Raw genomic sequence first — 13,216 nt, forward strand, 5'->3', positions numbered from 1 at the left:
GCAACAAGGCGCGGTTCCCCGTGCCTGCATGGAGATTGCGATGGGTGGTTTCAGCATCTGGCACTGGCTCGTGGTCGGGATCATCATCCTGCTGCTGTTCGGCAAGGGCCGTTTTTCGGACATGATGGGCGATGTCGCCAAGGGCCTGAAGAGCTTCAAGAAGGGTCTGGCCGAGGAAGAGGCCGCGACTCCGCCGCAGGCACCGCCCTCGCGTATCGAAGGCCGCCCCGCCGCACCGACTATCGATGGCGAACCGATGTCGACACCCGATCGGCAGGCTTGACTGATGGTCCGTAGCCCTGAGCCTGTCGAAGGGCGTCTATCGTTACTGCGAAACGCCCTTCGACCGGCTCGGGACTGCGGGCTTGCCCTGTGGGAAGTCCGGTAGCCCATGTTCGACATAGCCCCAACCGAACTTCTCGTCTGCGCCGTGATCGCGCTGGTCGTCATCGGACCCAAGGACCTGCCCAAGGCTATGCGTTTCGTCGGCCATTGGGTCGGCAAGGCGCGCGGCATGGCCAAGCATTTCCGCGCCGGCATCGATACGATGATGCGCGAAGCGGAAATGGAGGAAATGGAAAAGAAGTGGCGCGAGCATAACGAGGCGATCATGCGCGCTTACCCGCAGATCGACACCGCTCTGCCGCCGCCCGCCGCAGCGCCGTCCGCCACGCCCGCCGATGGCGCGGAAGCCACGCCGCAGATGCAGCCGCTTGCCGATGCAGCCGCGCCGACGCTGCCCGCCACCGCAAAGCCAGCGGGCAGCGGCGAATGAGCGAGCAGGTCACCATGGAACAGGCCGCGCCCACCGAGGAAGCGCTCGATCCCGATCGGGCTGCGATCGAATCGACGCGCGCTCCGCTGCTCGAGCATCTGGTCGAGCTGCGCCGCCGCCTGCTCTGGTCGCTGGCGGCGCTGGTTCTCGCCTTCTTCGTCTGCTTCTACTACGCCAAGACGATATTCGCCTTCCTCGTCCAGCCGCTGCTGGCGGCGGGGCAGGGCCGGCTGATCTACACCCAGTTGTTCGAAGCCTTTTTCGTCGATGTGAAAGTGGCGCTGTTTGCGGCCTTCATGGTCGCCTTCCCGGTCATCGCCACCCAGGTCTGGCGCTTCGTCGCGCCGGGCCTCTATCGCAACGAGAAGCGGGCAATGCTGCCGTTCCTGTTCGCGACACCGCTCCTGTTCACGCTCGGCGCGGCCTCGGCCTATTATGGCGCAATTCCCGTGGCGCTGCGGTTTCTGCTGAGCTTCCAGGGCACGGTCGGCGGGGTCGAGCAGGAAGCGATGCCCGCCATCGGCAACTATCTCGACTTCATCATCCACTTCATCCTCGCCTTCGGCGTCGCCTTCCTGCTGCCGATCCTGATCATGCTGCTCGAACGTGCCGGCATCGTCACGCTCGCCCAGTTGCGCAGCGCGCGCCGCTACATGATCGTCGGCGCCTTCCTGATCGCCGCCGTCTTCACGCCGCCCGACGTGGTCAGCCAGCTGCTGCTCGCTGTCCCCTTATGCCTGCTCTACGAAGCGGCGCTGCTCGCCATCTGGCTGACCAACAGGAAAAGCGCGCCTCAGCCGGACTGAGACGCGCTTTTCTTGTCTGCATGGCGGGCAAGCCGCCTTGCTCTGAAATCAGTTGGCGGCGTCTTCGACCGCGTCACCTGCCGATTGCAGATCGCGGCCGGCACCTTCGACGGTGTTGCAGGCAGAGAGCAGCAGGGCGGTGCCAAGGGCAAGGGCGGCAAGGGATGCACGGATCATCAAAAGTCTCCTCAAGGCGAGCGGACCGGGGCGCTGGTCGACGCTGAGGAGTGAATGTCCGATGCGGAACTTGGTTCCGCGCTGCCGAAACGGCGCAGCAAACGGGCCGAGACGCAAAAAAATTTGGCCCGGCGTGCAAGTTCCTGGAGGGGAGTTGCAGCACCGGGCCATTGTAGGTGGACAGCGAGAGCGGGGGGCAAATTGTCGCTGTCCGACCGTAGAAACACGCCACCGCGTCCCGGGTTCCCGCATCTCGCCAATCTGCTAAGATTTTTTTTCGAAGACGGGTCCGTCCGGGTAGCAGTCCCGGCATATCGAGGCGCAGGCATGACCGGAACAGGCGATTGGCAGGGCGGTGTCGGAGATGTCTGGGCACAGCTGTGGCCTGAGACCGATCGGTCGCTGGCGCCGCTGGCCGCGCGACTCCTTGCCGAGGCACAGACCGTCGCCCCCGCCGCCAAGGCGATTCTCGACATCGGCTGCGGCGCCGGCACGACCACGCTCGGCCTCGCCGATCATTTCCCGGCCGCGCGCCTGCTCGGCATCGATATCTCGCCGAGCCTGATCGCTGTCGCAGACAGCCGGCGCAAAGCGCGCCCGCACGTCGCCTTCACCGTCGCCGACGCCGCGCGCTTCGACGATCCCGCCTTTCGGCCCGACCTGCTGGTGTCGCGCCACGGCGTCATGTTCTTCGATGATCCTGTCGCCGCCTTCGCGGCGCTGCGGGCCGCCGCCGCGCCCGATGCGCGGCTCATCTTCACCTGTTTTCGCGGCGTTGCCGACAATGACTGGGCGCGCAGCATCGCCGCCATCATGCCGCCGGGTGCGGCTGCCCCGTCCGCCGGCACGCCTTTCGCCCCAGGTTCCTTTGCCCCCGGTCCCTTTGCCTTTTCCGATGCCGGGCTCGTCGCCTCCATGCTTGCAGCCGCCGGCTGGGCCGCCGATCCGGCGACACCGGTCGATTTCACCTACCGGGTGGGCGATGGCGACGATCCGGTCGGGCAGGCGATGCGCTTCCTGCGCCGCATCGGACCGGCGGCGCGGGCCATGGCCGCCTTGCCGCCCGACGCTGCGGCAGCGATGGCCGACCGCCTCGAAGCGCTGTTGCGTGCGCGCCTGTCAGGCGGCACAGTCGGATTCGGCGCGGCCGCCTGGCTCTTCACCGCGCGCGCCGGGGAGAGAACAGCATGACCATCATCGTCCACCACCTCAACAACAGCCGCTCGCAGCGCATCCTCTGGCTGCTCGAGGAGCTGGGGGTGGAGTATGAGGTAAAGCTGCACCTGCGCGACGCCGTCACCAATCTCGCCCCGCCGGAGCTGCTGGCCATCCACCCGCTCGGCAAGTCCCCGCTGATCGAGGATGGCGGGCGCGTCGTCATGGAATCGGGCGCGATCGTCGAATATCTGTGCGATCGCCACGGCGGCGAAGCGCTCGTCCCGCCGCGCGGCAGCGACGATCATGTCCGCCACCTCGAACTGATGCATTTTGCCGAAGGATCGGCGATGACCCCGGTGCTGCTCTCGCTCTACACCGGGCGGCTGGGGGAGGCCGCAGCACCGCTGCAGCCACGCATCGAACAGCAGCTGGAATCGCACTTTGCCTTCATGGAAGGCGCGCTCAACGATCACGGCCATTTCATCGGCGCGCAGCTCAGCGCGGCCGACATCATGCTCAGCTTCCCCGCGGAAATCGCGGTGATGCAGGGCAGGGCGGCAGACAAGCCCAAGCTTGCCGCCTTCGTCGCCGCCATGCACGCCCGTCCGGCGTGGCAGGCCGCGGCCAGGCGTGGCGAGGCGAGTTACTACGGGTTCGCTTGACGGAGACTTGTCCCGTCCGCACCCCTCGCCTAAGTGCCGGACATGACCTCGACCAACGATCTCCGCCGCTCTTTCCTCGATTATTTCGGGTCCAACGGCCACGCCATCGTGCCGTCGGCGCCGCTGGTGCCGTACAATGATCCGACACTGATGTTCGTCAACGCCGGGATGGTGCCGTTCAAGAACGTCTTCACCGGCCTGGAGACACGCCCCTACAGCCAGGCGACGTCGAGCCAGAAGTGCGTGCGCGCCGGCGGCAAGCACAATGATCTCGACAATGTGGGCTACACTGCGCGGCATCACACTTTCTTCGAGATGCTCGGCAATTTCAGCTTCGGCGATTATTTCAAGGACCAGGCGATCACGCATGCCTGGACACTGCTGACCCGGGAGTGGGGTCTGGACCCCAACCGGCTGACCGTCACCGTCTATCACACCGATGACGAGGCGCATGGCCTTTGGAAAAAGATCGCCGGCCTGCCCGACGATCGCATCATCCGCATCGCCACCAAGGACAATTTCTGGGCGATGGGCGCGGACGGGCCGTGCGGGCCGTGCAGCGAGATTTTCTACGATCATGGCGACCATATTTTCGGCGGCCCGCCGGGATCGCCGGACGAGGATGGCGACCGCTTCGTCGAAGTGTGGAACCTCGTCTTCATGCAGCATGTGCAGGAAGCCGACCAGATTGTCGGCGATCTGCCCAAGCCGTCGATCGACACCGGCATGGGTCTGGAGCGCATCGCCGCGGTCGCGCAGGGTGTGCATGACAATTATGATACCGACACGTTCAAGGCGCTGATTGCAGCGTCCGAGGACCTGACCGGCACCCGCGCGGAGGGCGAGCAGAAGGCGAGCCACCGCGTCATTGCCGACCATCTGCGCTCCTGCGGTTTCCTGATGGCCGATGGCGTGCTGCCGGCCAATGAAGGGCGCGGCTATGTGCTCCGCCGCATCATGCGCCGCGCCATGCGTCACGCGCATCTGCTCGGCGCCAAGGACCCGCTGATGCACCGTCTCGTGCCCAGCCTTATCGCCGAGATGGGCGTGGCCTATCCCGAACTGCTCCGCGCGCAGCCGCTGCTGGTCGAGACGTTCGAGCGCGAGGAAACCCGTTTCCGTCAGACGCTCGACAAGGGGTTGAAGCTGCTCGACGAACAAGTTTCGCTTCAGAAGCAGACAGCACTACAGGACTTAATGGCGAGCCAAGAAGGCATGTCGTCAGGTTTGATGTCACTTGTTACGACACAGAAACCTATGATTCTGCCGGGGGAAGTAGCGTTCAAGCTCTATGACACCTATGGCTTCCCCTATGACCTGACCGAGGATGCGCTGCGTCCGCAGGGGATCGCGGTCGATCGCGACGGCTTCGATGCGGCGATGGCCGCGCAGAAGGCCGCCGCCCGCGCCGCATGGAAGGGCTCGGGGGCCAAGGCCAGCGACGACATCTGGTTCGACATCGCCGAACGCGTCGGCGCGACCGAGTTCACCGGCTACACCAGCGACGAGGGCGAGGGCGCGGTTGTCGCCATCCTCAAGGACGGGGCAGAGGTAGACAGCGCCTCAGCCGGCGACAGCGTCACCATCCTTACCAACCAGACGCCCTTCTATGGCGAAAGCGGCGGGCAGATGGGCGATGCCGGGACGATGAGCGGTGGCGCAGGCTTTGCCGCTACGGTCAGCGATACCGCCAAGCCGCTCGGCAAGCTGCACGCGCATGTCGCAGTCGTCGATGCCGGCACCGTCAAGGTCGGTGACGCGGTCAGGCTGGTCGTCGACAGCGCCCGGCGCGACCGGCTGCGCGCCAACCATAGCGCCACCCACCTGCTGCATGCCGCGCTGCGCCATCGCCTGGGCGCGCACGTCACGCAGAAGGGCAGCCTCGTTGCCGAAGACCGGCTGCGCTTCGATTTCTCGCAGCCGGTGCCGTTGACTGCGGACGACATCGCTGCGGTCGAGGCCGAGGTCAACGCGCAGATCCGCGGCAATGCCGAGGTCTCGACGCGGCTGATGACCCCCGATGACGCGATTGCCGCTGGTGCACTGGCACTGTTCGGGGAGAAATATGGCGAGGAAGTGCGCGTGCTGTCGATGGGCACGCGCGACGAGGCGCATTATTCGGTCGAGCTGTGCGGCGGCACCCACGTCAACGCGCTGGGTGACATCGCGCTGCTGGCGGTCACCAGCGAAAGCGCCGTCTCCAGCGGCGTGCGCCGCATCGAGGCGCTGACCGGCGAAGCCGCGCGCCAATATCTCAAGGGCCGCGAAGACACGCTCAAGGCCGCCGCCGCGACGCTCAAGACCACGCCCGATGACGTCCCCGCGCGTGTCGCGGCAATGGCTGAAGCGCTGCGCAAGGCGGAGCGCGAACTTGCCGAAGCGAAGAAGGCCTTGGCGCTGGGCGGCGGTAGTGGCGCAGCGGGCGGCCCGGCCATCGAGCAGGTCGGTGGCCTCGGCTTCCTCGCGCAGGTGGTCGACGGGCTCGATCCCAAGGGTCTGCGCGGCGCGGTCGACGACATGAAGAAGGCTGTCGGCAGCGGGGTTGCCATGCTGGTTGCGGTCAATGACGGGCGCGCCTCGGTTGCCATCGGCGTCACCGATGACGCGGCGGGTCAGGCGAGCGCGGTCGATCTGGTCAAGCTCGCTGTCGCCGCGCTCGGCGGGCAGGGCGGCGGCGGTCGGCCGGACATGGCACAGGGCGGCGGCCCGGACGGCGGCAAGGCTGCGGAGGCGGTTGCGGCGGTCAAGGCGGCGCTGGCGGGATGAAGCGGGCAGCGTGGGTCTGCGTCGGGCCGCTGCTTCTGCTTGCGGCGTGCGGCCAGACAGCCGAGGAACGCCGTGCCGAGACGCTCGCGCAGGATCGGACCATCGCCCCGGGAATTTACGGCAATGTCGCGATCAACGAAGAGAGCGGTGATCCGGGCGGCTTTGAGATCGCGCTACCCCAAGGCAGCGATACCCGCAGCGCCGAATTTGCCATGTGCATCGGCGACTGCTTTTCGTTCACCGTCAGCCCGCGACGCGGCCTTGGCGGCATCAGCTTCGCGCTCCAGCCTTTTCCCAATTCCAGTGAGCAGCTTTATGCGTTGCGACCCGATGCAGAGGGAATCAAGCTGCTGATCAGCGGCGGCGGTCTCCAGGACGAGGAAATCCGTCTGGAACGTATCGATGCCGCATTCGGCATTGCCATTGCAAAAGGGCAAGCCGACGGCAGCTGAATCCGGCTTTCGTCATTGCGAGCGCAGCGAAGCAATCCAGAGCGGTTAACGCCGACGCTGGATTGCTTCGCTGCGCTCGCAATGACGAATTAGGGAATTGAATGGCGCAAACCGCCTCCCGCGCTGCCGCTTGGGCGTTTCGCGCAGAAATCGTCCCCCACGATCCTGCCTGCTTCCGGAAAAACTGGTCGGGACGACAGGATTCGAACCTGCGACCCCCACACCCCCAGTGTGATGCGCTACCAGGCTGCGCTACGTCCCGACCGAAGCGCGGCCCTAGCGGCGGGCGACGCGCGATGCAAGCGGTGCGGCGCTGCTATTTCGGCATCGGCCCCTCGGTAGCATAGCGCTCGAAGGTGATTTCCAGCGGCGCCGCTGCGGCAATCGCCTTGCCGAAGGCGCGCATATGGTCCGACTTGCCATGCGCGGCCAGCGCTTCTGCCGTCTCCCAGCGCTCGGTGATATGCATCACGTCCGGGTCCACGGCATCGAACGCAAACGCATAGAGCAGGCAGCCTTCTTCTGCCCTTGTCGCCTCGACCATCGTCCGCAGCGCATCGAGATGGTTGGCGGCCGTCCCTGGCGCGAAGCGGGCATGGCCCTGGATGATGATCATATGCTGCTCCCTTCCCGTGATGCGGCGAATCGCCGCGCGCCGCCATGGTTGCACGCTTGGATACGAAGTGATAGGCGCGCCCCACTCTTGGCAAAGCGGCACGATACCCCATTTGGGCGTCATTGACCGCGCCATTCCGGCCCAGTTTTCGCAAGGTCCAGACATGATCTCCAGTCCGATTTTTTCCGCTGCTGCATCCGCAGGCGGTAGCGGCATGACCGCATTCCTCCTTCAGTTTGCGCCGCTGCTGCTGATTTTCGTGGTCTTCTACGTGCTGCTGATCCGCCCGCAGCAGACCCGGATGAAAAATCATGCCGCCAAGATCGCGGCTGCCAAGCGCGGTGACATGGTCGTCACCGGTGGCGGCCTCATCGGCAAGGTCACCAAGGTCGACGACAATGAGGTCGAGGTGGAGATCGCCACCGGCGTCAAGGTCAAGGCGGTCAAGTCGACCCTGTCGGACGTGCTGACCCCGTCGGTCAAGCCGGCCAACGATTGATCCGTCCGGCATCACGGGACCTTTGATACCATGCTCGATTTTCCCCGCTGGAAGACGATCGCCGTCACGTTGACGCTGATCATCGGCGTCCTCCTGACCATTCCGACCTTCATCCCGGAGCGTCTGTTCCAGCAGGAAACCGCCGATCAGCAGGCCGGGCCGCTCGCCTTCGTGCCCGAATGGGCGCGCCCGCGCGTCAACCTCGGGCTCGATCTCGCCGGCGGATCGCACATTTTGCTCGAAGCCGACGTCAGCGACGTGCGCAAGCAGCGACTCGACAGCATGGAGCGGCAGGTCCGCGTCGCGATGCGCGGCGAAAGCGGCACGGCCGACGATATCGCCATCGGCGAGCTCAGCCGCAGCGGCAACAGCCTGTCCTTCTTGGTCCGCGACGGATCGAAGGTCGACGAGGTGCGCGAACGGCTCAACAATCTGACCGCGGGCGCGCAGCTCACCGGCCAGCGCGATTGGGACATTTCGGTGCGCGACACCACCCGCGTCGTGCTGACCCTGACCAACGCCGGGCTGCAGAAGTTCATCGAAGAAGCGATGACGGGCGCACGCGACATCGTCGAGCGGCGCGTCAACGCACTCGGCACGCGTGAGCCGACCATCGTGCTGCAGGGCAGCGACCGCATTGTCGTGCAGGTGCCGGGTCTGCAGGATCCCAACGCGCTCAAGGCGCTGCTCGGCCAGACGGCACGACTCGAGTTTCGCGAGGTGCTGGAAAGCGGCCAGTATGATGCCGCCGAGGCCGCGCAGGGCCGTGCACCCATCGGCTATGAGGTCGCACCCTACGCCGACCCGGCCTCGGCACCCCCGCCGGGCTATGTCGTGGTCAGCCGCCAGGTGATGATCGACGGCGACCAGCTCGAAAAGGCGCAGGGCGGGTTTGACCAGTACAGCCGCCCGGTCGTCGACATCGGCTTCGACGGCCCCGGCTCGGCGGTGTTCGCGCGCGTCACCACCGAACAGACCGGCCAGCAATTCGCCATGCTGCTCGACGGCAAGGTGCTGTCGGCACCCAGCATCAATGAGCCGATCCTCAGCGGTCAGGCCCAGATTTCTGGCAACTTCACGACCGAAAGCGCCAATCAGCTCGCTATCGCGCTCAAATCGGGTGCGCTGCCGATCAAGCTGGCGGTGGTCGAGGAACGCACCGTCGGCCCTGACCTCGGCAAGGAATCGATCCAGAAGGGTGCGATCGCCGCCGGCATCGCCACCCTGCTGACCCTGCTGTTCATGCTTACCGTCTATGGCCGCTTCGGCGTCTACGCGGATATCGCGCTGATCCTCAACATCCTCCTCATCATCGGCATCATGGCGGTGATGGGCGCGACCCTGACGCTACCCGGCATCGCGGGATTCGTGCTGACCATCGGCGCTGCGGTCGACGCCAACGTGCTGATCAACGAGCGCATCCGCGAGGAGTTGAGACGTGGCCGCAAGATCGTCTCCGCGGTGGAGACGGGCTACAAGGAAGCCAGCCGCGCCATTTTCGACGCCAACATCACCAACGTCATCGCGGCGGTGCTGATGTTCGTCTTCGGCTCCGGTCCGATCCGCGGATTTGCGGTGGTTTTGACCATCGGTATCGTCACATCGGTGTTCACCGCCGTGACCGTCAGCCGCATGTTCGCATCCAACTGGCTGCGCAAGGCGCGGCCGCAGTCGATCACCATTTAAGGAAGGGCTGGACCGATGAAGCTGCTCAAGCTCGTTCCCGACAATACCAACATCCATTTCCTCAAGTGGCGCAACATCGCCATGGGGATCAGCTTTGCGATGATCATCGGCTCGATCATCCTGGTGGCGGTGCGCGGCCTCAACTTCGGGGTCGACTTTGCCGGCGGCCAGATGGTCCGCGTCGAATTTGCGCAGCAGCCCGATCTCGATCTGCTGCGCGAGCGGATCGGCGCGCTGCAGGAAGGGGACATCAGCGTCCAGGAATTCGGCAGCCCGCGCGACATCGGCATCCGCACGCCCTTGCCCGATTCGACCGGCATGAGCGCGACCGAGGCCAAGGCGTCCGCCGATCGCGCGGCGCAGCGGCTGCAGTCGACCATCCGTCAGGCCTATCCCGATGCCACCGTCAGCTCGGTCGACACCGTCTCGGGCAAGGTCTCCAACGAGCTGTTGACCACCGGCGCGCTCAGCCTCGCGCTGGCGATGATCGGCATATCGATCTACATCTGGTTCCGCTTCGAATGGCAGTTCGGCATCGGCGCGCTGTTCGCGCTGTTCCATGACGTGACGCTGACCTTCGGTTTCTTCGCGCTCACCCAGCTCGAATTCAACCTCAACATCGTCGCTGCGCTGCTCACGATCATCGGCTATTCACTCAACGACACCATCGTCGTGTTCGACCGTATCCGTGAGAATCTGCGCAAGTTCCGGCGCATGGAGATCATCCCGCTGCTCGATCTCAGCGTCAACGAAACGCTCGCCCGCACGGTCATGACCAGCCTGTCGATGCTGCTGGCGCTAGCCGCGCTGGTGCTGCTCGGGCCGGAAGTCATCTTCGGTTTCTCGATTGCCATGTTCCTCGGCATCTTCATCGGCACCTATTCGTCGGTGTACATGTCGGCGCCGATCCTGGTGTGGCTGAAAGTCGGACCGGACAGCTTCGTTCCCCTCGATGAGGAGGGCAAGGCCAGGAAGGTCGAAGACAAGAACGCCGGCGCGGTGGTCTGATCTCGGACTAGGGTCCTGACCCTAGTGTGTGCCCCTGCGAAGGCAGGGGTCCATCACCCGATGTTGCTTTCCGCGTCGAGGGTTGCTGACGGACTTTGTCGGCGCGTGGACCCCAGCTTTGGCAGGAGAAGCGCTGCCGGGCAGCGTTAGGCGACCTTCCGGCCGCCTTTCCACACCGCCATGACCCGCCCCTGCACCGGCAGCCCGTCGAACGGCGTATTGCCGGCACGCGCCGACATTTTCTTGGCGTCGACCTGCCATGGCCGGTCGGGGTCGATCAGGATCAGATCGGCTTCCGCACCCGGGTTCAGGGTTCCGGCATCGACGCCGAGCAGGCGCGCCGGAGTCGCCGCCAGCAACTGGAACAGCCGGGGCAGGGTGATGATGCCATCGCGCACTAGCCCGAGGCCCAACGTCAAAAGCGTTTCCGCGCCGGCCATGCCCGGTGCCGCGTCGGCAAAGGGCAGCCGCTTGTCCTCAGGCCCGCGCGGATCGTGCGCCGAGCACAGCACATCGATGGTGCCATCGCGAAGCGCAGCCAGCGCAGCCTGGCGATCCTCTTCGCAGCGCAAGGGCGGCGACAGGCGGGCAAAGGTGCGCCACGCACCCAGCGCGACATCGCTGAGCAACAGGTGCGCCGGGCTGATACCGCAGGTGATGGGCAGGCGTTTTGCTTTGGCGGCGCGGACCAGATCGAAGGCGGCGGCGGTGGTCAATTGGCGGAAGTGGAGCGGGGCTCCGGTCGCCTCGACCAGCGCGATGTCGCGCGCCACCGCAATCGCCTCGGCCGCGGCCGGAGCAGAGGGCAGGCCCAGGCGAAAGGCCATGTCGCCGGTGGTGGCGACCGCGCCTTTCGTCAGCCCCTCGTCCTCGGCGTGCACGATGGTGACGAGGCCGAGGCCGTCGGCATAGGCCAGCGCCCGCATCATCACCCCGCTGTCGGCAATGCGCGCGCGCCCGGTGGCAACGGCGCGCGCCCCGGCGGCCTGCATCAGCCCCATTTCGGCGAGTTCGCTGCCCGCGAGCCCCTTGGTTGCGGCGGCCAGCGGGTGCAGCCACAGATCGGGTTTGCCCGCCTTGGCGGCGCGCTCGATCAGCCCCGGCTGATCGAGCGGCGAAGTGCCATCGGGCATCAGCGCGGCGCGGGTGATGCCGCCGAAATGGAAGGCCTTCTTGTCGGCAGCGAAAACGCCGAAGTCGACGATCCCCGGCGCCAGCAGATAGCCCAGCGCGTCGACCCAGTTCGCGGTCGATGGCGCCTCGACCGGATCGATTTCGGCAATGCGGCCGTCGGCGATCAGCAGACTGCCCTTGCGCGGCTCCGCGGCATTCGGATCGACCAGCAGCGCATTGTGGATGAGGAGCGGCGCGTAGCTCATGCCCAGCCCTCCACGCCACGCGCCCGCCGGGTCAGCACGTCGAGGCAGGCCATGCGGACGGCAACGCCCATCTCCACCTGCTCGGTAATCGCCGACCGGGTCGGATGATCGGCAACCGCGCTGTCGATCTCGACCCCTCGGTTCATCGGGCCGGGGTGCATGATCAGGGCATCGTCCTTGGCCAGCGCCAGCCGTTCTGCGGTGAGGCCGTAGAGTGCGTGGAATTCGCGCGCGGAAGGGATGAACGCACCATCCATCCGCTCATTCTGCAACCGCAGCATCATCACCACGTCCGCCCCTTCGAGCGCCGGCTCGATACGGTCGCAGCGTGTGACGCCATAGCTTTCCACCTCGGCCGGAACCAGCGTCGGCGGCCCGGCTACCCGCACCTCGGCCCCCAGCGTGGCGAGGCCGATCATGTTGGACCGCGCCACGCGGCTGTGGCGGATGTCGCCGCAGATGGCGACGGTCAGCCCGTCGATCCGCCCCTTGCGGCGGCGGATGGTCAGCGCGTCGAGCAGCCCCTGCGTCGGGTGCTCGTGCCAACCGTCACCGGCGTTGAGCACCGGGCAATCGACCTTGTCGGCGATCAGCGCCACCGCGCCCGAGCTGCCGTGGCGGATGACGATGGCATCGGCGCGCATCGCATTCAGCGTCATCGCCGTGTCGATCAGCGTCTCGCCCTTCTTAACGCTCGACTGCGCCACATGCATGTTGACCACATCCGCGCCCAGTCGCTTGCCGGCGATTTCGAACGAGAGGAGGGTGCGCGTGCTGTTCTCGAAAAAGGCGTTGATGACCGTGAGGCCGGAGAGCACGTCGGCATGCTTGACCGCGCCGGACCGGCCGAGATCGACCCAGCGTTCCGCCTCGTCGAGCAGGAAGCTCATCTCCCACGGCTGCAGGCCGCCAAGCCCCAGCAGATGCCTGTGCGGAAAAGCCGCGTGCCCTGCGGGGGTGCGCGGATCGATGGGGTGGGGTGCCGATGTCATTAAAGCCGAGCCTTTAGGAGCAAGCTGAACAAAGCTCAAGCGCGGCGGTCATGGCGCATTCATCGGCCGCACCCTAGCCTCCGCTGGTCTCGGTCGTAAGGGAAGGGGAGAGGTCCGATGCGGACGATAGCCACATTGCCACTGGTTGCGCTGGTCCTGACCGGAAGCGTGCCGCCGCCCATCGCAACGCCCGCGCGCGCAGGACTCCAAACGCGATTCCCGTATCGATGCCGAGCAACT

General features: G+C 66.0%; 14 protein-coding genes and 1 tRNA gene. 10 read left to right on the plus strand and 5 right to left on the minus strand.

Going from position 1 to position 13,216, the window contains the following annotated elements; all coding sequences use genetic code 11:
- Window positions 1–40 precede the first annotated feature (40 nt).
- From AC0QC4_RS15010 to tatC, 3 genes are all read left to right on the plus strand, one after another.
- Window positions 41–283, plus strand: a complete 243-nt coding sequence (locus AC0QC4_RS15010; protein ID WP_483660724.1) for a twin-arginine translocase TatA/TatE family subunit — start codon at window positions 41–43, stop codon at window positions 281–283.
- Between the two features lie 108 nt (window positions 284–391).
- Complete coding sequence (gene tatB / locus AC0QC4_RS15015) at window positions 392–775, plus strand: Sec-independent protein translocase protein TatB (protein WP_483660725.1); 384 nt, start codon at window positions 392–394, stop codon at window positions 773–775.
- Between the two features lie 14 nt (window positions 776–789).
- Window positions 790–1,581 carry a twin-arginine translocase subunit TatC gene (gene tatC, locus AC0QC4_RS15020; protein WP_483660843.1) on the plus strand — a complete coding sequence of 264 codons (792 nt, stop codon included), beginning with the start codon at window positions 790–792 and terminating at the stop codon, window positions 1,579–1,581.
- Window positions 1,582–1,629: 48 nt separating this feature from the next.
- Here tatC and AC0QC4_RS15025 read toward each other — a convergent pair whose 3' ends face one another.
- The gene (locus tag AC0QC4_RS15025; RefSeq protein WP_483660726.1) at window positions 1,630–1,758 is read right to left on the minus strand and encodes an entericidin A/B family lipoprotein; all 129 of its coding nucleotides are present in this window, start codon (window positions 1,756–1,758) and stop codon (window positions 1,630–1,632) included.
- A 327-nt stretch (window positions 1,759–2,085) separates the two neighbouring features.
- Here AC0QC4_RS15025 and AC0QC4_RS15030 point away from each other — a divergent pair, with 327 nt between their 5' ends.
- The 4 genes from AC0QC4_RS15030 to AC0QC4_RS15045 are packed head-to-tail and all read left to right on the plus strand — an operon-like array spanning window position 2,086 to window position 6,796.
- On the plus strand, window positions 2,086–2,949 hold the full coding sequence (locus tag AC0QC4_RS15030) for a class I SAM-dependent methyltransferase (RefSeq protein ID WP_483660727.1): 864 nt from the start codon (window positions 2,086–2,088) through the stop codon (window positions 2,947–2,949).
- A complete protein-coding gene (locus tag AC0QC4_RS15035; protein WP_483660728.1) occupies window positions 2,946–3,578 on the plus strand; it encodes a glutathione S-transferase family protein in 633 nt (210 codons plus the stop codon). Before AC0QC4_RS15030 ends, AC0QC4_RS15035 begins: the two co-directional genes overlap by 4 nt.
- Before the next feature lie 42 nt (window positions 3,579–3,620).
- Complete coding sequence (gene alaS, locus AC0QC4_RS15040) at window positions 3,621–6,344, plus strand: alanine--tRNA ligase (protein WP_483660729.1); 2,724 nt, start codon at window positions 3,621–3,623, stop codon at window positions 6,342–6,344.
- Window positions 6,341–6,796 (plus strand): hypothetical protein, encoded by a 456-nt coding sequence (locus tag AC0QC4_RS15045; RefSeq protein WP_483660730.1) that lies wholly within the window; start codon window positions 6,341–6,343, stop codon window positions 6,794–6,796. The genes alaS and AC0QC4_RS15045 overlap by 4 nt, the downstream gene beginning before the upstream one ends.
- A 185-nt stretch (window positions 6,797–6,981) precedes the next feature.
- On the opposite strand, the gene AC0QC4_RS15050 is transcribed toward AC0QC4_RS15045, so the two are convergent.
- A tRNA-Pro gene (locus AC0QC4_RS15050) sits at window positions 6,982–7,058 on the minus strand.
- A gap of 54 nt (window positions 7,059–7,112) precedes the next feature.
- A complete protein-coding gene (locus tag AC0QC4_RS15055; RefSeq protein WP_483660732.1) occupies window positions 7,113–7,412 on the minus strand; it encodes a putative quinol monooxygenase in 300 nt (99 codons plus the stop codon).
- Between the two features lie 163 nt (window positions 7,413–7,575).
- Here AC0QC4_RS15055 and yajC point away from each other — a divergent pair, with 163 nt between their 5' ends.
- From yajC to secF, 3 genes are read left to right on the plus strand one after another with little or no spacing between them, the layout of a single operon-like run.
- Window positions 7,576–7,911, plus strand: a complete 336-nt coding sequence (yajC, locus tag AC0QC4_RS15060; RefSeq protein ID WP_483660846.1) for a preprotein translocase subunit YajC — start codon at window positions 7,576–7,578, stop codon at window positions 7,909–7,911.
- Between the two features lie 30 nt (window positions 7,912–7,941).
- A complete protein-coding gene (gene secD / locus AC0QC4_RS15065) occupies window positions 7,942–9,597 on the plus strand; it encodes a protein translocase subunit SecD (protein ID WP_483660733.1) in 1,656 nt (551 codons plus the stop codon).
- 15 nt (window positions 9,598–9,612) lie between these two features.
- A complete protein-coding gene (gene secF / locus AC0QC4_RS15070) occupies window positions 9,613–10,605 on the plus strand; it encodes a protein translocase subunit SecF (RefSeq protein ID WP_483660734.1) in 993 nt (330 codons plus the stop codon).
- A 146-nt stretch (window positions 10,606–10,751) separates the two neighbouring features.
- On the opposite strand, the gene AC0QC4_RS15075 is transcribed toward secF, so the two are convergent.
- Window positions 10,752–11,984, minus strand: a complete 1,233-nt coding sequence (locus AC0QC4_RS15075) for a dihydroorotase (RefSeq protein ID WP_483660736.1) — start codon at window positions 11,982–11,984, stop codon at window positions 10,752–10,754.
- Window positions 11,981–12,976, minus strand: a complete 996-nt coding sequence (locus tag AC0QC4_RS15080) for an aspartate carbamoyltransferase catalytic subunit (protein WP_483660738.1) — start codon at window positions 12,974–12,976, stop codon at window positions 11,981–11,983. The genes AC0QC4_RS15075 and AC0QC4_RS15080 overlap by 4 nt, the downstream gene beginning before the upstream one ends.
- Window positions 12,977–13,216: the final 240 nt, after the last annotated feature.

The organism is Sphingomonas sp. jy18 (assembly GCF_056931895.1).

Bases quoted from the DNA above. Each gene is read 5' to 3' on its own strand.
- AC0QC4_RS15045 (WP_483660730.1), top strand. From the start codon at position 6,341: ATGAAGCGGGCAGCGTGGGTCTGCGTCGGGCCGCTGCTTCTGCTTGCG.
- alaS (WP_483660729.1), top strand. From the start codon at position 3,621: ATGACCTCGACCAACGATCTCCGCCGCTCTTTCCTCGATTATTTCGGG.
- secF (WP_483660734.1), top strand. From the start codon at position 9,613: ATGAAGCTGCTCAAGCTCGTTCCCGACAATACCAACATCCATTTCCTC.
- AC0QC4_RS15025 (WP_483660726.1), bottom strand. From the start codon at position 1,758: ATGATCCGTGCATCCCTTGCCGCCCTTGCCCTTGGCACCGCCCTGCTG.
- tatB (WP_483660725.1), top strand. From the start codon at position 392: ATGTTCGACATAGCCCCAACCGAACTTCTCGTCTGCGCCGTGATCGCG.
- AC0QC4_RS15080 (WP_483660738.1), bottom strand. From the start codon at position 12,976: ATGACATCGGCACCCCACCCCATCGATCCGCGCACCCCCGCAGGGCAC.
- AC0QC4_RS15035 (WP_483660728.1), top strand. From the start codon at position 2,946: ATGACCATCATCGTCCACCACCTCAACAACAGCCGCTCGCAGCGCATC.
- AC0QC4_RS15055 (WP_483660732.1), bottom strand. From the start codon at position 7,412: ATGATCATCATCCAGGGCCATGCCCGCTTCGCGCCAGGGACGGCCGCC.
- yajC (WP_483660846.1), top strand. From the start codon at position 7,576: ATGATCTCCAGTCCGATTTTTTCCGCTGCTGCATCCGCAGGCGGTAGC.
- AC0QC4_RS15010 (WP_483660724.1), top strand. From the start codon at position 41: ATGGGTGGTTTCAGCATCTGGCACTGGCTCGTGGTCGGGATCATCATC.
- AC0QC4_RS15030 (WP_483660727.1), top strand. From the start codon at position 2,086: ATGACCGGAACAGGCGATTGGCAGGGCGGTGTCGGAGATGTCTGGGCA.
- secD (WP_483660733.1), top strand. From the start codon at position 7,942: ATGCTCGATTTTCCCCGCTGGAAGACGATCGCCGTCACGTTGACGCTG.
- tatC (WP_483660843.1), top strand. From the start codon at position 790: ATGGAACAGGCCGCGCCCACCGAGGAAGCGCTCGATCCCGATCGGGCT.
- AC0QC4_RS15075 (WP_483660736.1), bottom strand. From the start codon at position 11,984: ATGAGCTACGCGCCGCTCCTCATCCACAATGCGCTGCTGGTCGATCCG.